Origin of the sequence: Marinobacter alkalisoli (assembly GCF_045449855.1) — a bacterium.
Taxonomy (GTDB): Bacteria; Pseudomonadota; Gammaproteobacteria; order Pseudomonadales; family Oleiphilaceae; genus Marinobacter.
Genome location: NZ_JBJJLC010000012.1, coordinates 378,952 through 397,934, shown reverse-complemented (window position 1 = coordinate 397,934; position 18,983 = coordinate 378,952). Strand labels below are relative to the sequence as shown.

Below are 18,983 nucleotides of genomic sequence, written 5' to 3'. Positions count from 1 at the left end.
TGGTAGGCGAACCTAGGGTTGATATGAAGGCAACTGTACCTGCAGCAATGATTACCGCCCCTGGCTCCGGTCAGGGTAAATCCATGGTGACCGCAGCACTGGCCAGACTGCACCGGAATGCCGGGCGAAAAGTGCGTGTGTTCAAGCATGGGCCGGACTATCTGGACCCTATGGTGCTGGAAGTCGCCTCTGGCCAACCGGTTTATCAGTTGCATCCCTGGATGACTGGAGAGGCCGAATGCCGCTGGCGACTGGCCGAAGCGGCTCAGGACGCTGATCTTATTCTGGTGGAAGGTTCCATGGGGCTATTCGATGGAGATCCTTCCAGTGCCGATCTGGCTAAATTAATGGGTATTCCCGCTTTGCCTGTGATCGATGCGCGTGGTATGGCCCAGACGTTTGGCGCCGTGGCCCTGGGGCTGGCCAGCTTCGACCCTGAATTGCCGGTGCGACAGGTGATCGCCAACCGCATTGGCAGCTCCCGCCATGGTGACATGCTGCGGGAAAGCCTGCCGGAAGGCATAGAGCTGCTGGGGGCGATTCCCCGTAACGAGGCCATGAATATTCCGGACCGCCACCTGGGGCTGGTGCAGGCTGGTGAGCTGGGTGATCTGGACCAGCGCCTGGACGCAGCCGCCGATGTCCTTGCCGAGGCGGGGCTGGATGGTTTGCCGCTTCCGGTGACGCTGGAAGCGCAAACCCCGGAGCCCCCGCCACCGTTACTGACGGGTGTGCGCATCGCCATTGCTCAAGATGCGGCCTTTAGTTTTATCTATCGCGCCAACCTGGACCTACTGCGGGCCATGGGCGCGGAGCTGGCGTTCTTCTCGCCGCTGGCGGATTCGACATTACCCGAAGCCGATGCGCTCTGGCTGCCGGGCGGTTACCCGGAACTGCACGGTGCTACTCTGGCCGGCAACCAGCCGATGCTGGACGCCATTCGCAATCACTACAACGCCGGTAAGCCCATGCTGGCGGAATGCGGCGGCCTGATGGCCTGTGCGGAGGAACTGTCAGACCACGACGGCCAGAGCCACAGACTGCTGGGGCTGATGCCGGGGCGGGCCAGCATGGCCGGTCGCCTGCAGGCGCTGGGTCTGCAGGGCCTGAACACCGAACAGGGGCAGTTGCGGGGTCATACCTATCATCACTCCCGCCTGGAGACCGACTGGCAACCCCTGGCCCGAACCCGCAAGCTGGCGGGCACCGAAGCCGAACCGGTGTATTGCCGCAACGGTCTGGTGGCCAGCTATTTTCACGGTTATTTCCCGTCCGCCCCCGAGCTGGTGGCCGGAATTTTTCGCGGGCAGGCCATTCGCCTGCTCACAGACAAGGAGCCTGACCATGCGTGAACGCGCCAAAGACCCCGAACGCCATGCCCGCCGCATGGAAGCCAAACAGAAAATCATGCAGGAGCGCATAGCCAACGCCCAGAAAGAGCAGGGCGTGTTGCTGGTGCTCACCGGCCCCGGCAAGGGCAAGAGCAGCTCCGGTTTTGGCATGGTGGCCCGGGCCCTCGGCCATGGCATGAAAGTGGGCATTGTCCAGTTCATCAAGGGTGCGTTCAGCACCGGTGAGGAAGCCTTCTTCCGGGACCTGCCCAAAGTGGACTACCACGTGATGGGCCAGGGCTACACCTGGGACACCAAGAACCGGGAGCAGGATGTGGAAGCCGCCAATGCCGCCTGGGATGTGGCGGCCGCGATGCTGAAGGACGACAGCTACGACCTGATCCTGCTGGACGAACTCAACATCGCCCTGAAATACGACTACATCGACCTGGACCGGGTGCTGGATGACCTGCAGGCCCGGCCGGAGATGCAGCATGTGGTGGTCACCGGTCGTTCAGCGCCGCAGGAACTGGTGGACCTGGCGGACACGGTGACGGAAATGGGTGTAGTAAAACACGCCTTCAAAGACCAGGACGTGAAAGCCCAAAAAGGCGTAGAGCTGTAACAGGCCGGAACCCCATGACCACACTGATGATACAGGGCACCACCTCCGACGCCGGCAAAACCACGGTGGTGGCCGCCCTGTGCCGGTGGCTGGCGCGCCAGGGTGTGTCCGTGGCGCCGTTCAAGCCCCAGAATATGGCCCTGAACAGCGCGGTTACCGTGGATGGCGGTGAAATCGGCCGCTCCACCGCCCTGCAGGCCCTGGCCTGTGGCCTGGAGCCCCACAGCGACATGAACCCGGTATTGCTCAAGCCCCAGAGTGACCGGGGCGCCCAGGTGATCCTGCGGGGCAAGGTTCATGGCAACATGGACGCAATGGATTACCACGCCTACAAGGCGGAGGCGATGACCTCGGTGATGAACGCATGGCGCGATTTGAGCGCCCGTTATGACGTGATCATTGCCGAAGGCGCCGGCAGCCCCGCCGAGATCAACCTGCGCGCCAATGATATCGCTAACATGGGTTTCGCCGAAGCGGCGGACTGCCCCGTGTTGCTCGTCGGCGATATCGACAAGGGCGGCGTGTTCGCGCAACTGGTGGGTACCCTGGAACTGGTTTCCGACAGCGAACGGGCACGCACCAAGGGTTTTATCATCAACCGTTTCCGCGGCGATATCGCCCTGCTGGAACCGGGGCTGGACTGGCTGGCCGAACGCACCGGCAAACCGGTGGCCGGTGTGCTGCCGTACCTGCACGGGCTGGTGATCGACGCCGAAGACAGCGTGGGTACCAGCGGCAGCAGCAAGGCCGGCGCGCTGAACGTGATCGTCCCGGTACTGCCCCGAATCAGCAACCATAACGACTTCGACCCCCTGCGCCTGCACCCGGGCGTCAACCTCCAATTCATCGGCCCGGACCAGCCCATCCCCCCGGCGGACCTGATCCTGCTGCCCGGTAGTAAGAGCACCCGCCACGACCTGCAGTGGTTGACGGCTCAGGGCTGGCCCCAGGCGATCCATAAGCACCTGCGATACGGCGGCAAGGTCTTCGCCATCTGCGGCGGCTTTCAGATGCTGGGTACTGAGGTGGAAGACCCGGACGGACTGGAAGGCGAGGCCGGCAGCACCGAAGGCCTGGGCCTGCTGGATATGACCACGCGGATGGTGGACGGCAAACAGCTGAAGGAAGTGACCGGCACGCTCATGATCGGCCCGGACAAAGCCAGCTTCACCGGCTACGAAATGCATAACGGCGTTACCACCGGACCGTCTCTGGCATCCCCCGTCGCTGTACTGGATGACAAACCGGACGGTGCCATCAGCGAGGATGGCCTGGTCGCAGGTACCTACGTTCATGGCATCTTCGATCAACCCGAAGCCTGCCGCGCGATTCTGCACTGGGCGGGCCTGGATGCCGACACCGAACTGGCCGGCGAGGCTGTGAATTACCAGCAGCACCGCCAACAACAACTGGACCGGCTGGCAGACCTGGTGGAAGACCATCTGGACACGGATTGGCTACGCAACCTGCTCGGCCTGAGCAAACAGACCACCAACGCAGACGACCGATCCAAACATAGGTCGGGTTAGCGCAGCGTAACCCGACACCCAACCAGGACACCCCAAACCAATGACCAACCGCCCCTTCACCGACGACGAGCGCCAAGGCCTCTACCGCGCCATCTACGAACGGCGGGATGTCCGCTCCCAGTTCCTGCCCGACCCGATCCCGGCGGACGTCCTGGCCCGCCTGCTTAGCGCCGCTCACCACGCCCCCTCCGTGGGATTCATGCAGCCCTGGGACTTTATCGTCATCGACAGCACCGAGGTGCGCCAGTCCGTTCTCGACATCTTTGAAGAAGAAAACCGCAAAGCCGCCGACAACTACAGCGGCGAGCGCAATACCCGCTACAAGAGCCTGAAACTCCAGGGCATCCTCGAAAGCCCCATCAACCTCTGCATCACCTGCGATCGCAACCGCGGCGGCACCCACGTGCTGGGCCGCAACTCGATTGTGGAAACCGACCTGTTCAGCACCTGCCTGGCGGTACAGAACCTGTGGCTGGCCGCCCGCGCCGAAGGCATCGGCGTGGGTTGGGTCAGCATCCTGGATCAGCAGAAGCTCGCCAACACTCTCAACCTGCCGGAACAGGTTTATCCGCTGGCCTACCTGTGCCTGGGCTACGTCAGCGAATTCCTCGACCAGCCGGAACTGCAGGCCAAAGGCTGGCGTTCACGGTTGCCGATTGAGGAGCTGGTGCATGGCAACGGCTGGGGGCAGCCACAGGAAAACGCGGAGCTGAAGGTGGCACTAAAAAAACTGGAGCGGAATTGAGGACAGTCAGGCATCCAGAGGGCTGCTGATGCCGCGCTCATGGGTGCCGACCACATGAGTGTATATCTGAGTGGTGCTGAGGTCGTTGTGGCCCAGTAATTCCTGAATGCTGCGAATGTCTGTGCCTCGCTTTAACAGATTGGTCGCGAAGCTGTGGCGGAATGTATGACAACTGGCTTTCTTGCGAATACCGGTCGCCCGGATTGCGTCATTCACTGACCGACGAACCTGCTGTTCACCTACATGATGCCGTCGCCGAACTCCTGAGCGGGGATCAATCGAGAGGCGCAGTGCCGGAAAGACATACTGCCACGCCGGGCTGCGTGCCGCTGCCGGGTATTTCTTGTTCAGCGCCTGGGGCATGTAGACCTCACCGAAGCCGTCTTCCAGGTCCTGCTGGTGAAGCGCGAGTGCGTACTCCACCTGATTCTTCAGGCTCTCACAAATGGAGGCGAGCAAGATTGTGCGGCGCCATTTGTCGCCCTTGGTTTCACGCACGAACAGGCATGGCTCCGAAAAGTCCACATCCTGAACCCGCAATCTTGCGGCTTCCATCACCCGTAAACCAGAGCCGTACATCAGGCTGGCTACCAGCCGATTAGTGCCCTGCATATTCGACAACACCGACATCGCTTCATCATGGCTAAAAACCGTTGGTAACTTGCGTCCCCGATTCGTGTTGGTGAACTGCAGGTTGCCCAGTTCTCTGCCGAGAAACTGGTGATACATGAAAACCACCGCATTCAGCGCTGTTTTCTGCGTGTTGACCGCCACGTTGCGATTGTTCGCCAGATGACTTAACCACGCATTCACCTCCTCTGCACCCATGGATTCCGGATGGCGTTTGTCGTGGAACCGGATAAATTCCCGTACCCAGTTGCAGTAGGTTTTCTCGGTGCGATAAGCCAGGTGCCGGGCGCGAATAAATGCGCGGAAACGATCCATGAACCGGGTCGGGATAGCTGGCAGTGGGACTGGAATGTCATCCATGAATACAAGTCCTTTTTTGTGCTGTATATGCATACAGTTTATGTAGGGCTTGCGGCGTTGGCAACTGGAAAAATGATCATTGCGACCATGAACTGGGGGAGTTTGTAGAAACCTGTAAGTTTCCGTTCTAAATCAGGGGTATGGAAGGATGGTTGAAAAAGTGGATAGTGGCCTTTGTGATCATTTTTGTTTGGGACGGCGGTCAGGAAAACAGCCAGAACTTATTGACCTGGCGGGATTTTCTGCCTAGTTTTGGGTTATTGTTGAATTGAGATATGAGTCAGTGGAAAAGTGATCATTCAGACTCATATACAAATGTTAAAGGCCTGGCTCCGGTGGTCTTTGGTCTGGTGGTAGGCAGCGGCTTCAGTGTTTGGCCGCAGGCTGAGAACAACCTTCAGTTTGGCAACGGTTTTGGCGGCCAATCCGGTATTCAGGTTGCGGGGAAATCCGGCGTATTCGCTGGCAAATCCGCTCATTTGGTGCTCTGGTTCCTGGCGCCATGGTTTGAGTTGCTGCAAGGTACCGAGAGTGGGCATTCGGCATTGGGTGCCAATACAAAACAACAGGTAACCGGCCCTTAACCAGTCGGTCAACCGGACGCTAAAAGCGTACCGCTTTTGGTTCCCTTCGCTGCGCTACGGCGCCGGTTACCATCAGCGTTAACATTCAGAGATTATTATGGCAGATCACGTCAGTAAGCCCGGCTCCTTGGCGGTCGGCGAATACTTCGAGAGCTGTACGTTTCATCCTTGCCTCTGCATCGAAGTGGATGAGACTGGTCGCAATATAGAAGGAATTTCCCTAGTTGATGGCAGCATACAGAATTGCAGTGTTGTACATTGCGGAATTCGAAAGCTCACATTGAGCGAGGCAATTCAATGGAAGCATGCCGGTCCAGAAAGTGCTCGCCAAGATGTTGATCAACCATGGTGGTGAGCCCTGTTAACAAGGCCATTAAGTCTGTTCCGGGCCGAAGGCCCTCCACCGGACGCCCTTGACAGGGCGCCGCTTATGGCCGGCGTTATGACCAAGGAAGGGAAAGATGGGAGTAGTTTTAAAGCTAGCGATACTGATTTTCTGCATTCGGCATGTCATGAACAATGGGCGGCCCGGGCAGACAACTGTCATTTACGCAGGTACGTTCTTAGTGATCGGTCTGCTGCTGGCATTTTTCCAACAGTTCACAGCATTTGCTGGGATAGTCCTGGCACTCACCTTCGTGTACGACCTTGTAACCGGTTTTGTCTTTTTCTGGCTCATTGACCGCTACTACGGCAATTTACTGGCATTCTATACGATCATCGTCTTGGGCATAGCTGCAAGTGTGGGTATCAAATTCCTGCTGGTTTACGGGCTAAAGTCATAACCAGTGCATTAAATTCGTTCCGGCCCGACGGGCCTCCACCGGACGCCCTAGTCGGGCGCCGTTTATGCAAGCGTTAGAAGATAAGTATGGATCACACCGACTGGACAAGTTACGTGGCTTGCTTTGCAGAAGAATTTCGCGCATGTCCATGCCAGGATGAGCTTGTATCTGCATGTTGTGGTCATAGGGATGTCGCGTGTGTCGCTTGGCATCATCTACAAGGTAGTGCCTTTGAGTGGCTTCGCAGGCCGATTCCGGCACTGGACAATCAAATGCCAGCACAAGTCATAGCTTCTGGCAACGTAAATACAGTTCGCAGCGTTCTGTGGAGGATGCCTTGCTGACTTCTAACAAGGCCATTCAGTCTGTTCCGGGCCCTTGGCCCTCCACCGGACGCCCTTGTCAGGGCGCCGCTGATGGCTGGCGTTATATGTTTTAGTATCGAGTAGTTAATGAAGGTGCATGGAGATAATAATGACTTTAAGGAAAATTTTTCTGGTAGCTATTGGTTTGTTCTTTTTGAGCTTCGGAAAAGCGTTTGCGAGCATTGATTTCTTAGAAAGATTCACATACTCCCCGAATCTAAAAGGGATTAAGTCATATCGAACGGCCCTATATTCGTCTGTAGACTCCATTGAAAGAGAGCAACTTGTCGATTGGCGAGAGAGTGTTGATCAAATTTTGCGAGATGAAGGGCTCTTAGAGGAGGAAGGGGGGCGGTCGAGTCCACGAATAACCCTCTGGGTGGAAGAGGTAAGGCATATAAGGCCGCTGGGGCTGCGCTATGGAATTATGATTGTGGAACCTCGGAAAAACCCCAGGGCGAAAGATGGTGATAAAGATCCTGCAATTCTGTACGTTCGAACTAGAATAACAAACTTAAATAAAGACGAGGTTTTGAGTAATTCAGAGTACTTCTTGAAGATGATGATTAAGGATTTGATAGATAAGCATATAAGTTCTAATAGAGATTAAAGAATAAGTAAATATATTAGGTGGCTTGGTTTTAATTGGTATATAACGGGTCGCATCACGCGGACGGCCTTGGCTGGCTGTCAGTGCGCTTTCGCGTTATATTTATCGGAGGTCCAGCTTTGATGAATAACCAAGAAGTTTACGAGGCGCTCCGTTTCGTTAAGCCCTACATTTCAGAGCCGAAGCAGCATGAATTGTTCGATCTCTTGGATCGTCGAGATGCGGAAGGTGCGTTTCCTCCCAGCAAAGGAATTCGGGCTTGTATCCATTCAGACTCAAATGGCATCGAGGTGAAAGCTAAGCATCAGGATCTTTGGGGTGGGCTCTGTTTCTGCTGTGTCTAGAGAATATAACCATACGGTCAACCGGACGCCAAAAGCGTGCCGCTTTTGGTTCCCTCCGCTGGCGCTCCGGCGCCGGTTACCATTAGCGTTATACGGTGAACCATGCTTAAGAAGCTACTATCAGGGCTAAAGAAAAAGGGCTCTTCAGAGAGCCGAATTGTAATTGATGCAAATGCACCAATTGGAGCGAATGGAACACTGACTGAAACGTTCGGTATTCGTATTTACGATGGTTCGATTGCGCCCTTCGCCCGGGCCGGCGATGGCTATCCCGCGATGGGTTCATACTCGTTCAGCACCGATGAAGATTTTCAAGATCAAATTACTTTGGAGTTTCACCGAAGTTCGGAGTCCATAGCTTCTCCTGAAAGCTTTATCGGACAAGTAAGAATTCGGGGCTACAAATTGGAAAGCGCGCGAGAGCCGCTGGTGAGACTCCACTACGAAATTGCGAACCACCAAATCGTAATCTGGGCAACAAACGAAAAGGACAATGGAGAGCTCTCTCTGTCAGTAATCAAGAATACTGAAGGGCAGAGTGTCCATTAGTCGTATAACAATCGGCTGCACAGCGACCGTTTTTCCGCCGCTACGCGGCTCCAAACCGGCGCGTGAGCCGGGCGTTACGTGTACAGACCATGAAAGTATTTCTCGCATTGATTTTGGCTCTATTGTCAAGCGGCACATTGGCATCTGACATTGAAAGCAGAAAGGAGCACATAGAAAAGATGGAAGCGAAAACCTCCAAAGAGGCTTCAGTTAGGAAGGCGCGCTCTGAAGCATTGCTCAAAGAGCGCAATGTTCCTATTAATCCTCATCTTCCCTATATCGAAGATGCAAGCGAAGCGTTGATAAGGGAAAAGGAAGAGGTCGCACTTCGGGCTATGACGCTTCTCATCGTCGCTGCCAAAGCTGAGGGGTTAGAACAAGAAATCGTAGATAATCTGATAAACAGCTACGATCTTTCGACCGTTTTGTCACCGAATGAAAGAAGGTTTATTGAAGATCAAAATCCTAGCCAATTTGATAAAACCCAGTTTATCTGGCGTTACGAGGCTGCATGGGTCTTGCTCTGGGCATTGAGCTACGTTGAAGAGTTAGCACCGCCAACGTCAATATGTGATGTGCCTGCTGCTGTAACGTTCTTACAAGAACGGACTAGAGAGCGATTCATCGCTGACGCAGAGCTTAGGCCAATTTCAGATCTGTTGGATGCCAATGACCTGATATACCGTTATCACTGGGCTGTGGTAGACGCGCGTGTAAACGGGCTAGAAATACCCTCAGAGATCGATTCAAGCGTAGTGCTTGAAAGGCATTACGCGCTTAACTGGTTAGTAGGATACATGGACCAAGAATGGGACGATGTTTCTACAGATACGTAACCAGTGAATGAAGCCGACCGTTTTGCGCTGGCGCTCCAAACGGCGGCTTATTCAGGGCGTTAGCGAAAAATTATGAGCCAAGATTCTCTATTTGAGAGCGTACAAGATCATTTCCGGGCAATCGATCTGTGCCTCAAAAGCGATTGTCGGATACAAGCGCTCATTCTCATTTACACCGGCATCGACATTTTTTCGGGATTAGGCCGCCCATCAGATAAAGAAAGCCCTAGCAGGCAGGATTATATTCACTGGTGTGGTAAATACCTTTTGGGGAAAGAAGGCATCTTCTGTACGGCAACGGATCTCTATGCAGCTCGCTGCAGTGTTGCACACCACTACGCCATGGAAAGTAAGCTGAGCAGCGAAGGAAAAGCGGATGAGCTTGTCTATGCTTACGGTGACCGCAAGGCCGAGGAACTGCAGTCTGTTATAGACAGGGCAGGCCTGACGACGAAGGTCCTCCATATCGAAACGCTTGCTTCAGCATTTCGTGAGGGAGTCGCAGACTTCCTTCTTGAAGTAGATCAGGATCCGGCCCGCAGGGAAGTGGTCTTATCGCGGGCTGGGAGATTTTTTAAGAGTCAGCCAGGCGGGTTCTGGCGCTAACCATGCCAGCCACGGCGACGGTTACTGCATTGCGGCTTCGCCTCCATTCCGCAACCGCGCGTGCTGAGCGGCGTTATGCAGCGCTCACTACGGACGCAGGGGCAGGCTAATGGATAATGAGATGCTGCCGCCATGGCTTCAGCACCCCGAGATACCCTTGGGGTCTATTGGCTGGCGAATGGGGGCCGGCGAAGACTACTGGTACCGATTCGTTGACTGGTATGGCAGGCTTAATGAAAGAGAAAGGGAGGAGTACCGGAGGCGCTACCCCAAACCAGAAAATTGGGTAGTGTTTTGGCCTTATGTTCCTGAAAAGCTAGAGGCCTATGCTGGAAAGGATGCATAACCAATGTTCAAGTTCGTTCCCGGCCTGGCGACCGTCCACCGGACGCCCTTTTCTCCGCTGCGCTCCAAAAAGGTCGCCGGTTACCATCTGTGTTATGTATAGGAAACGAGTTTGATCAAAAAGCTGTTCACAGAAAAGCTCTACGTGAAAATCTCGAAAAATCGTTTTGAGATCATAAAGGTCTCAGGTGATCTTGTTGTCGAGGTTGTTTCTTCACCGGAACCCTTCAGTACATCTCGACTTCTGATAGGGGAGTTCCAATTAGCAGAACGCCATTTGTCGAAAGGCATAAAGAAAGTTCTGCCAAAGCAACTTCTCAAAAAGAGCCCAGAAATACTGATGCACCCGCTTGAGATGACGGAGGGTGGATTGTCTGAAGTAGAGGCGAAAGTCCTGCGGGAAATCGCTCTTGGTACTGGGGCCCACAAAGTGGAAATATGGCTGGGGGAAGAGCTTACACCCCAACAAGCAGCCACAAAATTGGAAAATGCATAACCAGGCCAGGCACGCGCCGTCTACTGTTTGTGGGTAACTCGGATGTTATGCGTGAAAAGCTATGAGTATGTTGCAAGAGGTGCTAACAAAAGCGAAAAAAGGTCGGGCTCCCTGGGAGCCAATTCCAGAATCCGAGTGGCCGACAATCGCTGCTCAATGCAAAGCTCCTGAGATTTTGGAATTACATGATCGACTTAAGGAGTTAGAACAAGAGCTTGAACATACTCCAGGCTGGGATGGTGATACCCAGGATGATATCAATAACGCACACTACTTTTTTAGCAAGCTCATTGAGCTTTCAGGTAATTCATAGTTCAGCACATAACAAGTACAGGCAAGGGACGCTGACTCAGTGATTTGGATCGACCCCAGAGACAAGCCAGGACTTTTGCTCTCAATGATGAAGGAGTTTGCGAACCACTCGTATATCTCTTTTGAGGGGGCGCTAGCCAACTTAGAGTTTTATGATTGGCCAATCGCCTCGTATGTAGAAACGTCGACGCTCAAGCGCCAAACAGTTTCGCCAGAGCTTAATTTCGTCGTGATCCCATTAACCGATCAGACGCTTTCTGACATTTGGAAGGAGTTGTCGAAGAAGGATCACCTCGCAAGGGAGGGAATCATCCATGTCCAAATCGAGAGCGATGGGAAGTTAGTTTTTGGAGGATATGATAATTTTCATCGTGAATGCACGGTAGCCTACTCCGGTGTCTCAGCTGCATTTCTGGATGGGCTTAAAGGAAAGGGGGTGATCCGTGGCTACCAGAAAAAGAATGCATGGCTGGCGTTAAATCAGTAGTGATACCGGAGCTGGGCGATAAGCAAAGCGTCATCCGTGACTTTGTAAACTATTCGGTGTTCTTCGTTGATCCGGCGAGACCAGTACCCGGCGAGGCTGTGTTTGAGGGGCTCTGGTTTGCCAACACCTTCGAACGGTTCTCGCTTGGTCTCTTTGATCAGCTTGTTGATTCGGTTAAGAATCTTTTTGTCGGTTTTTTGCCAGTACAGATAATCTTCCCAGGCGTTCTCGGAGAAGATGAGTTTCATTCAAGAAGTTCCTTTTCTTGACCACCGCCTTGCTCCAGCTCGGCAACGGATTCCAGCAAACGCCGTGCGTTTTTTGGTGCGCGCAGGAGGTATGCCGTTTCTTGCAGCGCCTCGTAGTCCTCCAGGGAGATCATTACCACTGACTGCGACTTGCTCCGGGTGATGATCACAGGGGAATGGTCTTCACAGACCTGTTCCATGGTTTTTGCTAAATTGGTTCTAGCGGCTGTGTAGCTAATGGCATCCATAAGGTTGCTCCTGTACAGGATGTTGATCATGGTCAGGATACCGTACGCCAAAGGATTTAACAATCGGCTGCACAGCGACCGGTTTTCCGCCGCTTCGCGGCTCTAAACCGGCGCTTGAGCCGGACGTTAAGTGTTGCTATGAGGATGTCGATGGAACCAAAGCTAGGCGGGTTCACGTTTGGAAGATGCGACAAGATGGCCGCAGAATGGATGCACAAGCATGGCCAAATTTTTCTGCGTTATTCTATTGCGGCCGTTTTTATTTGGCTGGGTGCGCTCAAGCCTTTAGGGATCAGTCCAGTCAATGACCTGATTACGAACACAGTTTTCTGGCTTCCTTCGAGCATTTTTATCCCGTTTCTCGGTTACTGGGAAGTTCTAATTGGTGTCTGCTTGATTTTTCGACCACTGCTGAGGGTTGCATTGAGCCTTCTTTTTCTGCAGTTGTTCGGAACGGTATTGCCTCTGTTTTTGGTGCCGGAGGTGTGCTTCACGCAATTTCCTTACGGGCTCACCCTGGAGGGTCAGTACATCATGAAGAACTTTGTGCTTTTGAGTGCCGCAATTGTTGTAGGGGGAGGGCTAAGTAAGCAAAGTCCTCAGTATGCGGAGTGAGAGAAACACTTAACAAGTCGCAGCAGTTCGCGGCCGCGGGACGCCCTTTCCATGGCTCCTTTTCGTGGGTAGGACCAGCACAGGGAGAGTTCGGTGCAATTGTTTGAAACAGAGAGGTTGATTGGAAGGAAGTTATCCCATCAAGACGTTCCAGTGCTCACCGCAATTCTCAGTGATCCGGAAGTCATGAAGTTTTCCGTTCGGGGAGTTTGTGATGAAGAAGCTACCAAAAAATTTATAGATTGGTGCCTTGAGTGCTATGCCTCTCATGGAATCGGGCGGTGGGCATTGTGCGAGAAAGAGTCAGGTGATTTTATTGGCTTCTGTGGCGTTGGGCCGGAATTGGTTGGCGAGGCTGAAGAAGTCAATCTAGGTTATCGCTTGGCGCGCAGATTTTGGCATCAGGGGTTTGCGACAGAAGCTGTCAAAGGTGTTCTCCAATATGCCTTCGATCAAAAACACTGTGAGTCGGTAATTGTTATCATCGAGCCGGAGCATACAGCATCCGTTAAGGTGACGGAAAAGGCAGGGTTCGGAGACTACACACTCCAAGAGTTTCATAACCGACCGGTGCGGGTGTATCGAATGACTTGCGAAGACTGGGCATTGCATAACAAATTGTTGTAGCGCGTTCCGGGCCTGGCGGCCCTACACCGGACGCCTACTACACTGCGCTCCGTAGTCGCCGCTAAATAAAAGCGTTAACACTCACAACGGATTTGGGTGATTCATTGCAAAGGAAGGCACTATGGAAAATATCTCCAACAAAAAGGTGTTTCTATGAAAAAGCTAGTCGCTTTCCTGTTTGCTTCAATGATGATCGTTGGCGTAGCCCATGCTCACTCTGGCGGAACTGATGAAAATGGCTGTCATGCGGGTTCAAAGCCTTACCACTGCCATTAATCAGTAGGTTGCTGCCCTGGGGAGACGCGTTCTCCTCGGTGCAGTGTTAACAAAGCGTACCGCTTTTGATTCCCTCTGCAGGCATTAGCTTATTCATGATTCAAGAATCGGAAATCGCACCAGGTGTGGCAGCCGGAGGTCGGGTGGTCCTTTTTGATGGTGTATGCCGGCTGTGTTCGGTTTGGGCACGTTTTCTTATCAAGTTTGATAGGAAGCGCCAATTCAAGTTAGCAACCGTTCAGTCACCGGAAGGTAAGGCCATTCTGCAATGGTACAGTTTTCCAACCGATCACTATGAAACCATGTTCCTGGCTGAAGGGGGCAATATTTATACGAAATCGTCAGCATTCTTTAGAGTGATGCAGCGATTGCCGTGGCCTTGGCCAATCATGTGTATCGGCTGGGCGGTGCCTTCGATTATTCGGGATTGGCTTTACGATCGTGTCGCACTGAATCGTTACAGACTATTCGGTCGCTACGAGGCCTGTGTTATTCCGAATAAAGATCACAATTCAAGGTTCCTGGGTGAGTAGTACATTTTTAAGCTATGCAGTCTGCCGATGCACTATCGCCTTTATATGGTTCTATCATGGCTTGGTTCCCAAATTGCTCTATCTGCATGAGGATGAGCTGGCAATGAGTATGGCCACCGGTTTCTCAAGGGCCGGTGCAGAACAGTTGGCAATCATTGGTGGAGTGTTAGAGATCGGAATGTCCGTTGCTGTTCTGTTATTTTGGCGCCAACGTTGGCCTTTGCTTCTAACAGCCGTGGCAATGTTTGGATTGCTGGTGTTTGTAGCTATGTTCCAGTCTGTGCTGCTAGGTGCTGCATTCAATCCTGTGACAACCAACATTGCTGTGATGGCACTCTCAGTCGTCGGTTTGCACCTTCAGCGCCTGGTGGTGAGTCATAATGTCTAGCCGGGCGTTACGCATAGGGAGTAAATGCATGGTCTTCGAGCTACCTGCACCGGAATTGCAAGACTCCGAGTCATTGGTTGGTTGTATTGAGGCTCGACGCAGCACAAGGGAGTACACAAAGACAGCGCTACCTATAAGTGTTTTGTCCCAATTGCTTTGGTCGGCCCAAGGAGTAACAGGTCCTGACCAAAAAAGAGCAACACCATCGGCGGGTGGTCTTTATCCGTTGCATCTACAAATTGTGGTGCAGCATGTATCGGAACTTGAGCCCGGCACCTATGAGTATATGGCTGACAGCCATTCGCTGAAGCTTGTAGGTGACCGGATTCCGGAAGAAGCCATGCACGAGCTAGGTATTGGTGATCAGCCATGGTTGAAGGAGGCGGCTATCGTCATCGGAGTTACAGCGAAGCTCGGAGACGCGGTTAGGCACTTTGAACGTCAGCCACCCCAGGGAGAGCGCGGTGCTCGCTATGTTTATATGGAAACCGGTGCTTTAGCACAAAATGTCCACCTCCAGAGTACTGCTCTCGGAATTGGTTGTGTTCTCGTGGCAGGGTTCGAGGATTCAAGAGTGAAGGAAGCATTGAGTTTGCCTTCAGGCATGGAACCTACGGCATTGCTGTGCATCGGGCAGCGGCGGGATGTCTAACAGTGCATAACAATGCGCGTCACACAGGTGGCCTTTACGCCTCTTCGCTCTGCGTTAAATTTCTGATCGGAGTAAATTACAAGCCATCGGGCTCTACGGTACATGGGTATAGGACATAAAGCGCCCCCCTGCGCAACTTCCGGCCAGCAAGCTCCATTATTGCGAAGAAAGACGGCGCCAGATCTCAGGCGTGATATCTGCGCCAGCCATAATAATAGACTTGGCCAAATCCTTATCGCGATACAATGTGGCGATTTCAAGAGGCGTCCGGCCAAAATGATTTGGGGTATTGGGGTCGGCACCTGCTTCAAGTAATACCTCGGTTACTCTCCGATGCTTTTCTACAATTGCGAATAACAAAGGGGTCATCCCATTTACGTCTCTGGCGTTGATATCCGCTCCCGCGTCAATTATCAACTGAGCAACCTTGGCATCAGCTTCTTCATAAGTCTCGCAACATCCTTCCCCTCCGAGCACATCCATCAGGGCGGCTGTGTGGAGGGCTGTCCGGCCGGATACGTTTCTTGCGTCGAGGTTGGCTCCTGCTTTAATGAGTGCTTCAGCCATCATTAATCTGGAGGGAGTATGTTGCGAAACAATCTGCATAAGAGGCGTCATGCCGCGTTCGGAAGGGATGTCCGGGTCAGCCCCTGCATCTAGAAGCACTTCGAAAATTTCGGGGCGATCGAACAATATTGCGTAATACAGAGGAGTGTCTTCAGATTCGGTTGCGGCATTAATGTCGGCGCCCGCTTTAATGAGTAAGCGAGCAATCTTTGCATCATTAGACTGATACCCCCAGTCGTCTGCGGTAAAGTGCAAAGGCGTAAGCCCGCGATCGTCCAACGCTCCAAGATTGGCTCCTGCTGAAATCAGAATGTCACTTGCTCTTGCGTTGCCTACATGGATAGCGCTGAAAAGCGGGGGCCTTTCATCCGGACCCGCAATCTCAGTATCTGCACCGAAGTCCAAAAGCACAGAGATATAGTCTTCCTTCCCCTTAAGGCGACAAAGGTGCCCCAGCAAGGTTTCCCCATCCCATAAAATGGCGTCGATGTAAAAAGAAGCTTCCTCTAACTCCGCTCTGAACTTGGCAACCGTCAGGATGTTGTATTCAATAAGGTTTCGAAGGACTCTCGCTTTAAGTGCACTTTCATCAGCCAGCGCTTCAGCCCACTGTCGCACTTCACTGCCCTCGGACGTCTTCAGGCCGACGGAGACCGCCGAATCGCCGTTTTCATTAGACTTGAATGGATTGGCGCCCAGCCTGACCAGTTCTTGCGCTTTCGTCAGATCCTCTTCAGAGATGGCTCCAAGGAGCTCAGGCTGGGACGCCAGGGAAGAAGAGTTGATAATTAAACCAATGAATAAAGTTAAAAAATAGCGCACTTAATCAATCCTTTGACTACAACTGTTCGCGATAGAATAGCCGAAATGGATATACCCTTGGTACACGGCTTTTGAGACACTATGGCCACCATTGGTCAGGGAGGAACCAAATGCCGTTTCTGGTGCCGATAATAAAGCTTCTGTTGTATTCTAGCCTTCTAGTTACAGGCCTTCCCTTACAGGCGCAAGCCGACGCTGAAAAATCTGAAACGATGCTCCGGGAAGGACTTGCCTGGCATGAACGCGGTTTCCCTTCAAAAGCTTTCCCGAAATTGGAGAAAGCAGCAGATCTGGGTTATACCGAGGCCTTCTACTATGCGGGGAGATTCATCCAAAGGCGCGGCGAGCTAAATAGGGAGGCCGAGGCATTCTACCAGCAGGCAGCCGATCGCGGTCGTATATACGCCCTTTTGCGATTAGCGCAAAAAGATTACGACTGCAGCGGGCTCTGGAGCTGCTGGATGGATCAGGATGAATGGCTTGATAAAGCTTTGGATCTGGTATTACCACGAGCCGAGTCTGGCAACCCCGAGGCCATGAAAGCGGTTCATTCCATCTATCGGGCGCAAAATAATTCAGGTGATGAGTGGGAGTGGATTCAGCGCGCTGCGGAGGCCGGTCACGCTTACTCTCAATATCGGCTTGCTTACTTAATTGATGGTCAGGAGAAGGGTTTTTACTGGACGAAAGCCGGTCGACAAGAGGACGCCAGGAAATGGCTCCAAAAAGCAGCGAAAAATGGTTATCCAAAGGCCATGTCGAAACTCGCTATTAAGCTTAGGGAGCAGGGAGAATTGGAAGAGGCTCGCTACTGGGTCGAAGCCATGGCTCAAACCGATTATTACGATGCCGTGCTTGAAGCGGGTGCCCAAATTATGATGGGGCCCGATATCGCAGAGGTGTACTCGCCCACGATCTCATATCACTTTGAAGCGCCACGTCCGATCGAAGGAGCAGCCTTGCTATTGGCGCTCCATAGAAACACAGGGCGGCCAGCGACACTCGATGCGATCAAAGCTTACGAAGACTACCTGACGCCAGAGATGCTTGCCGAAGCTCTCGAACGCTCCGAGGAATTACTGACAGATACGGCAATATTCTTTTAAAGGCTCCAGTTCGGACCGGCCACCGGAGACCTCTGTCGGGGTAAGCCCACTGAGGCTCATATTTGTTAGCTGAAACAGAGAAAGTAATCTTTGGCTATGGCAACCTCAGCGTCCGATTTACTTCAGGGACAGAAAATATATATGTCAGGAACAGACTTTGGCGATGAAAGCCCAAAAATCATTTCAGTAAGCAAACCGGGCCCGAGCCGAGGCTATCGAGTGATATTTAAAAAAAGCATTCCGATACCCGGCCTGAAACCAAAATCCCGCAAAGAGCAGGGGTATCCCGGGGTTGACCGGTGGACGCGCAGTGCGCAGGCAACAGGGGCAAAGTCACAGTATCTTCTAGGGCTGTTTTTTCTGCTGTTGCCACTGATCGTCTACGCCGTGACGCTGGGCAATTTTTTTCATCCGTATTTGTTATGTGGCCCGCTTTTCGGGATTTTTATGCTCTCCTCTCGACTGAACACAAGCCGGAAGCTTTTCAAAAACGGAGCTACGCTGCTAAAACTCGGTGCTCATCCTGAGGTTGGTGGGGAGGCTTCGGGGATCATACGTTTTTTGAAGCCTATGCGAGGGTGCCAGTCGGTGGAGATCAAGCTGGTTTGTTATGAGGAAGACGCAATAGCGAGTAATGATTATTCGTCGCGGGATGCCGAATATTGGAGCGTAAAACAGGAGATCCGGGTGCAACCCGAAGGCAGGGAAAGCATTGTAAGATTCAGTTTTGATGTGCCCGCCGGGCTGCCCGTTAATGACCCGCTATGTTATTACTGGCTTCTGGAGTTGCGGGGTAAGTCTAGTAGAAAAAGCATGTTCCGCAGCTGGCGCATGCCAGTCGATACCACCATTAACGGCAGCTCCGCATCCATTTCGTAACCGCGTGTGCTGAGCGGCGTTATACAATGCAGGAGGCATAGTGATAGTCATCTATGGAATCAAGGAATATCTTAATCCGGTCAAGGCCCAGCTTTCTGAGGTCATTCATGGATGTATGCGGTCAGTTCTGGGCATGCCAGAAGACAAACGGGCTCATCGTTTCATCCCAATGGACGCCGAGGATTTTTATTATCCAGGTGGCAGAACGCCCGCCTACACGGTCATTGAGATCAACATGATGCAGGGTCGTACTCCAGAGACCCAAAAGGCTCTGATAAAGGAGCTATTTAGTAGGATTGAGTCGGAGGTTGGTATTTCACCCGTGGACGTCGAGGTGACGATAAAGGAACAACCAGCTCACTGCTGGGGATTTCGTGGCATGACTGGAGACGAAGCGCGTGACCTCAAGTACTCAGTCAATGTGTAACAAGTGCTCTCAGGGGACGCCCCCGGCGCGGATGTGCCTCTCCTTCCGCGCCCCTC

28 protein-coding genes are annotated in these 18,983 nt (G+C 53.0%); 23 read left to right on the top strand and 5 right to left on the bottom strand.

The genetic code is table 11. From position 1 onward, the window contains the following. Positions 1–23 precede the first annotated feature (23 nt). The 4 genes from ACJO5Y_RS07615 to bluB are packed head-to-tail and all read left to right on the top strand — an operon-like array spanning position 24 to position 4,230. Positions 24–1,352: a cobyrinic acid a,c-diamide synthase CobB gene (locus ACJO5Y_RS07615; RefSeq protein WP_406985834.1), complete on the top strand. Its 1,329-nt coding sequence runs from the start codon at positions 24–26 to the stop codon at positions 1,350–1,352. Then, entirely contained in the window at positions 1,345–1,956 is a 612-nt protein-coding gene (gene cobO, locus ACJO5Y_RS07610; protein WP_406985825.1) for a cob(I)yrinic acid a,c-diamide adenosyltransferase, read from the top strand. The genes ACJO5Y_RS07615 and cobO overlap by 8 nt, the downstream gene beginning before the upstream one ends. A 14-nt stretch (positions 1,957–1,970) precedes the next feature. After that, on the top strand, positions 1,971–3,485 hold the full coding sequence (locus ACJO5Y_RS07605) for a cobyric acid synthase (protein WP_406985824.1): 1,515 nt from the start codon (positions 1,971–1,973) through the stop codon (positions 3,483–3,485). Between the two features lie 40 nt (positions 3,486–3,525). Next, positions 3,526–4,230, top strand: coding sequence for a 5,6-dimethylbenzimidazole synthase (bluB, locus tag ACJO5Y_RS07600; RefSeq protein WP_406985823.1), 705 nt, complete (start codon positions 3,526–3,528; stop codon positions 4,228–4,230). A 6-nt stretch (positions 4,231–4,236) separates the two neighbouring features. Here the strand turns inward: bluB and ACJO5Y_RS07595 are convergent, their stop codons facing one another. Next, the gene (locus ACJO5Y_RS07595) at positions 4,237–5,220 is read right to left on the bottom strand and encodes an integron integrase (protein ID WP_406985822.1); all 984 of its coding nucleotides are present in this window, start codon (positions 5,218–5,220) and stop codon (positions 4,237–4,239) included. 305 nt (positions 5,221–5,525) lie between these two features. Next, positions 5,526–5,699, bottom strand: coding sequence for a hypothetical protein (locus ACJO5Y_RS07590; RefSeq protein ID WP_406985821.1), 174 nt, complete (start codon positions 5,697–5,699; stop codon positions 5,526–5,528). Between the two features lie 566 nt (positions 5,700–6,265). On the opposite strand from ACJO5Y_RS07590, the gene ACJO5Y_RS07585 reads away from it, so the two are divergent. From ACJO5Y_RS07585 to ACJO5Y_RS07540, 10 genes are all read left to right on the top strand, one after another. Further along, positions 6,266–6,589, top strand: a complete 324-nt coding sequence (locus ACJO5Y_RS07585) for a hypothetical protein (protein WP_406985820.1) — start codon at positions 6,266–6,268, stop codon at positions 6,587–6,589. 86 nt (positions 6,590–6,675) lie between these two features. Beyond that, a complete protein-coding gene (locus ACJO5Y_RS07580; RefSeq protein ID WP_406985819.1) occupies positions 6,676–6,933 on the top strand; it encodes an antitoxin Xre/MbcA/ParS toxin-binding domain-containing protein in 258 nt (85 codons plus the stop codon). A 130-nt stretch (positions 6,934–7,063) separates the two neighbouring features. Then, positions 7,064–7,564: a hypothetical protein gene (locus tag ACJO5Y_RS07575; protein ID WP_406985818.1), complete on the top strand. Its 501-nt coding sequence runs from the start codon at positions 7,064–7,066 to the stop codon at positions 7,562–7,564. Between the two features lie 446 nt (positions 7,565–8,010). Then, on the top strand, positions 8,011–8,457 hold the full coding sequence (locus ACJO5Y_RS07570) for an Hsp70 family protein (RefSeq protein WP_406985817.1): 447 nt from the start codon (positions 8,011–8,013) through the stop codon (positions 8,455–8,457). An 89-nt stretch (positions 8,458–8,546) separates the two neighbouring features. Then, on the top strand, positions 8,547–9,293 hold the full coding sequence (locus ACJO5Y_RS07565) for a DUF4272 domain-containing protein (RefSeq protein ID WP_406985816.1): 747 nt from the start codon (positions 8,547–8,549) through the stop codon (positions 9,291–9,293). Positions 9,294–9,365: 72 nt separating this feature from the next. Next, entirely contained in the window at positions 9,366–9,899 is a 534-nt protein-coding gene (locus ACJO5Y_RS07560) for a hypothetical protein (RefSeq protein ID WP_406985815.1), read from the top strand. A 109-nt stretch (positions 9,900–10,008) separates the two neighbouring features. After that, positions 10,009–10,245 carry a hypothetical protein gene (locus ACJO5Y_RS07555; protein ID WP_406985814.1) on the top strand — a complete coding sequence of 79 codons (237 nt, stop codon included), beginning with the start codon at positions 10,009–10,011 and terminating at the stop codon, positions 10,243–10,245. A gap of 111 nt (positions 10,246–10,356) precedes the next feature. Beyond that, the gene (locus ACJO5Y_RS07550) at positions 10,357–10,740 is read left to right on the top strand and encodes a hypothetical protein (protein ID WP_406985813.1); all 384 of its coding nucleotides are present in this window, start codon (positions 10,357–10,359) and stop codon (positions 10,738–10,740) included. A 61-nt stretch (positions 10,741–10,801) separates the two neighbouring features. After that, a complete protein-coding gene (locus ACJO5Y_RS07545; protein WP_406985812.1) occupies positions 10,802–11,053 on the top strand; it encodes a hypothetical protein in 252 nt (83 codons plus the stop codon). 84 nt (positions 11,054–11,137) lie between these two features. Further along, complete coding sequence (locus tag ACJO5Y_RS07540; RefSeq protein ID WP_406985811.1) at positions 11,138–11,539, top strand: hypothetical protein; 402 nt, start codon at positions 11,138–11,140, stop codon at positions 11,537–11,539. Here ACJO5Y_RS07540 and ACJO5Y_RS07535 read toward each other — a convergent pair. Both ACJO5Y_RS07535 and ACJO5Y_RS07530 read right to left on the bottom strand, forming a co-directional pair. Next, positions 11,533–11,787 (bottom strand): Txe/YoeB family addiction module toxin, encoded by a 255-nt coding sequence (locus ACJO5Y_RS07535; RefSeq protein ID WP_008938367.1) that lies wholly within the window; start codon positions 11,785–11,787, stop codon positions 11,533–11,535. The two genes, ACJO5Y_RS07540 and ACJO5Y_RS07535, sit on opposite strands and share 7 nt — an antisense overlap. Beyond that, positions 11,784–12,035, bottom strand: coding sequence for a type II toxin-antitoxin system Phd/YefM family antitoxin (locus tag ACJO5Y_RS07530; protein ID WP_012137510.1), 252 nt, complete (start codon positions 12,033–12,035; stop codon positions 11,784–11,786). The genes ACJO5Y_RS07535 and ACJO5Y_RS07530 overlap by 4 nt, the downstream gene beginning before the upstream one ends. Positions 12,036–12,230: 195 nt before the next feature. Here ACJO5Y_RS07530 and ACJO5Y_RS07525 point away from each other — a divergent pair, with 195 nt between their 5' ends. The 6 genes from ACJO5Y_RS07525 to ACJO5Y_RS07500 all read left to right on the top strand — a co-directional run bounded on the left by ACJO5Y_RS07525 (position 12,231) and on the right by ACJO5Y_RS07500 (position 15,126). Next, a complete protein-coding gene (locus tag ACJO5Y_RS07525; RefSeq protein WP_406985810.1) occupies positions 12,231–12,650 on the top strand; it encodes a hypothetical protein in 420 nt (139 codons plus the stop codon). Positions 12,651–12,743: 93 nt separating this feature from the next. After that, positions 12,744–13,277 (top strand): GNAT family N-acetyltransferase, encoded by a 534-nt coding sequence (locus ACJO5Y_RS07520; protein WP_406985809.1) that lies wholly within the window; start codon positions 12,744–12,746, stop codon positions 13,275–13,277. 153 nt (positions 13,278–13,430) lie between these two features. After that, on the top strand, positions 13,431–13,553 hold the full coding sequence (locus ACJO5Y_RS07515; RefSeq protein WP_406985808.1) for a YHYH domain-containing protein: 123 nt from the start codon (positions 13,431–13,433) through the stop codon (positions 13,551–13,553). Positions 13,554–13,648: 95 nt separating this feature from the next. Then, complete coding sequence (locus ACJO5Y_RS07510; protein WP_406985807.1) at positions 13,649–14,086, top strand: thiol-disulfide oxidoreductase DCC family protein; 438 nt, start codon at positions 13,649–13,651, stop codon at positions 14,084–14,086. Beyond that, positions 14,040–14,474, top strand: a complete 435-nt coding sequence (locus ACJO5Y_RS07505; RefSeq protein WP_406985806.1) for a DoxX-like family protein — start codon at positions 14,040–14,042, stop codon at positions 14,472–14,474. The genes ACJO5Y_RS07510 and ACJO5Y_RS07505 overlap by 47 nt, the downstream gene beginning before the upstream one ends. Before the next feature lie 28 nt (positions 14,475–14,502). Continuing rightward, positions 14,503–15,126: a SagB/ThcOx family dehydrogenase gene (locus ACJO5Y_RS07500; protein WP_406985805.1), complete on the top strand. Its 624-nt coding sequence runs from the start codon at positions 14,503–14,505 to the stop codon at positions 15,124–15,126. A gap of 156 nt (positions 15,127–15,282) precedes the next feature. Here ACJO5Y_RS07500 and ACJO5Y_RS07495 read toward each other — a convergent pair whose 3' ends face one another. Beyond that, complete coding sequence (locus ACJO5Y_RS07495; protein WP_406985804.1) at positions 15,283–16,515, bottom strand: ankyrin repeat domain-containing protein; 1,233 nt, start codon at positions 16,513–16,515, stop codon at positions 15,283–15,285. A 110-nt stretch (positions 16,516–16,625) separates the two neighbouring features. Here ACJO5Y_RS07495 and ACJO5Y_RS07490 point away from each other — a divergent pair, with 110 nt between their 5' ends. The 3 genes from ACJO5Y_RS07490 (at position 16,626) to ACJO5Y_RS07480 (ending at position 18,927) form a co-directional block, all read left to right on the top strand. Further along, positions 16,626–17,621 carry a tetratricopeptide repeat protein gene (locus tag ACJO5Y_RS07490; protein WP_406985803.1) on the top strand — a complete coding sequence of 332 codons (996 nt, stop codon included), beginning with the start codon at positions 16,626–16,628 and terminating at the stop codon, positions 17,619–17,621. 141 nt (positions 17,622–17,762) lie between these two features. Continuing rightward, positions 17,763–18,500: a hypothetical protein gene (locus tag ACJO5Y_RS07485; protein ID WP_406985802.1), complete on the top strand. Its 738-nt coding sequence runs from the start codon at positions 17,763–17,765 to the stop codon at positions 18,498–18,500. A gap of 40 nt (positions 18,501–18,540) precedes the next feature. Next, positions 18,541–18,927: a tautomerase family protein gene (locus ACJO5Y_RS07480; protein ID WP_406985801.1), complete on the top strand. Its 387-nt coding sequence runs from the start codon at positions 18,541–18,543 to the stop codon at positions 18,925–18,927. Positions 18,928–18,983 lie beyond the last annotated feature (56 nt).

What these genes read in the sequence shown, in the direction of transcription:
- ACJO5Y_RS07585 (WP_406985820.1), top strand. Translation starts at nt 6,266, where the DNA reads ATGGGAGTAGTTTTAAAGCTAGCGATACTGATTTTCTGCATTCGGCAT.
- ACJO5Y_RS07540 (WP_406985811.1), top strand. Translation starts at nt 11,138, where the DNA reads ATGATGAAGGAGTTTGCGAACCACTCGTATATCTCTTTTGAGGGGGCG.
- ACJO5Y_RS07555 (WP_406985814.1), top strand. Translation starts at nt 10,009, where the DNA reads ATGGATAATGAGATGCTGCCGCCATGGCTTCAGCACCCCGAGATACCC.
- ACJO5Y_RS07595 (WP_406985822.1), bottom strand. Translation starts at nt 5,220, where the DNA reads ATGGATGACATTCCAGTCCCACTGCCAGCTATCCCGACCCGGTTCATG.
- ACJO5Y_RS07515 (WP_406985808.1), top strand. Translation starts at nt 13,431, where the DNA reads ATGAAAAAGCTAGTCGCTTTCCTGTTTGCTTCAATGATGATCGTTGGC.
- ACJO5Y_RS07605 (WP_406985824.1), top strand. Translation starts at nt 1,971, where the DNA reads ATGACCACACTGATGATACAGGGCACCACCTCCGACGCCGGCAAAACC.
- bluB (WP_406985823.1), top strand. Translation starts at nt 3,526, where the DNA reads ATGACCAACCGCCCCTTCACCGACGACGAGCGCCAAGGCCTCTACCGC.
- ACJO5Y_RS07490 (WP_406985803.1), top strand. Translation starts at nt 16,626, where the DNA reads ATGCCGTTTCTGGTGCCGATAATAAAGCTTCTGTTGTATTCTAGCCTT.
- ACJO5Y_RS07590 (WP_406985821.1), bottom strand. Translation starts at nt 5,699, where the DNA reads ATGAGCGGATTTGCCAGCGAATACGCCGGATTTCCCCGCAACCTGAAT.
- ACJO5Y_RS07580 (WP_406985819.1), top strand. Translation starts at nt 6,676, where the DNA reads ATGGATCACACCGACTGGACAAGTTACGTGGCTTGCTTTGCAGAAGAA.
- ACJO5Y_RS07575 (WP_406985818.1), top strand. Translation starts at nt 7,064, where the DNA reads ATGACTTTAAGGAAAATTTTTCTGGTAGCTATTGGTTTGTTCTTTTTG.
- ACJO5Y_RS07565 (WP_406985816.1), top strand. Translation starts at nt 8,547, where the DNA reads ATGAAAGTATTTCTCGCATTGATTTTGGCTCTATTGTCAAGCGGCACA.
- ACJO5Y_RS07545 (WP_406985812.1), top strand. Translation starts at nt 10,802, where the DNA reads ATGAGTATGTTGCAAGAGGTGCTAACAAAAGCGAAAAAAGGTCGGGCT.
- cobO (WP_406985825.1), top strand. Translation starts at nt 1,345, where the DNA reads ATGCGTGAACGCGCCAAAGACCCCGAACGCCATGCCCGCCGCATGGAA.
- ACJO5Y_RS07510 (WP_406985807.1), top strand. Translation starts at nt 13,649, where the DNA reads ATGATTCAAGAATCGGAAATCGCACCAGGTGTGGCAGCCGGAGGTCGG.
- ACJO5Y_RS07560 (WP_406985815.1), top strand. Translation starts at nt 9,366, where the DNA reads ATGAGCCAAGATTCTCTATTTGAGAGCGTACAAGATCATTTCCGGGCA.
- ACJO5Y_RS07525 (WP_406985810.1), top strand. Translation starts at nt 12,231, where the DNA reads ATGGCCGCAGAATGGATGCACAAGCATGGCCAAATTTTTCTGCGTTAT.
- ACJO5Y_RS07485 (WP_406985802.1), top strand. Translation starts at nt 17,763, where the DNA reads ATGTCAGGAACAGACTTTGGCGATGAAAGCCCAAAAATCATTTCAGTA.
- ACJO5Y_RS07500 (WP_406985805.1), top strand. Translation starts at nt 14,503, where the DNA reads ATGGTCTTCGAGCTACCTGCACCGGAATTGCAAGACTCCGAGTCATTG.
- ACJO5Y_RS07615 (WP_406985834.1), top strand. Translation starts at nt 24, where the DNA reads ATGAAGGCAACTGTACCTGCAGCAATGATTACCGCCCCTGGCTCCGGT.
- ACJO5Y_RS07570 (WP_406985817.1), top strand. Translation starts at nt 8,011, where the DNA reads ATGCTTAAGAAGCTACTATCAGGGCTAAAGAAAAAGGGCTCTTCAGAG.
- ACJO5Y_RS07530 (WP_012137510.1), bottom strand. Translation starts at nt 12,035, where the DNA reads ATGGATGCCATTAGCTACACAGCCGCTAGAACCAATTTAGCAAAAACC.
- ACJO5Y_RS07535 (WP_008938367.1), bottom strand. Translation starts at nt 11,787, where the DNA reads ATGAAACTCATCTTCTCCGAGAACGCCTGGGAAGATTATCTGTACTGG.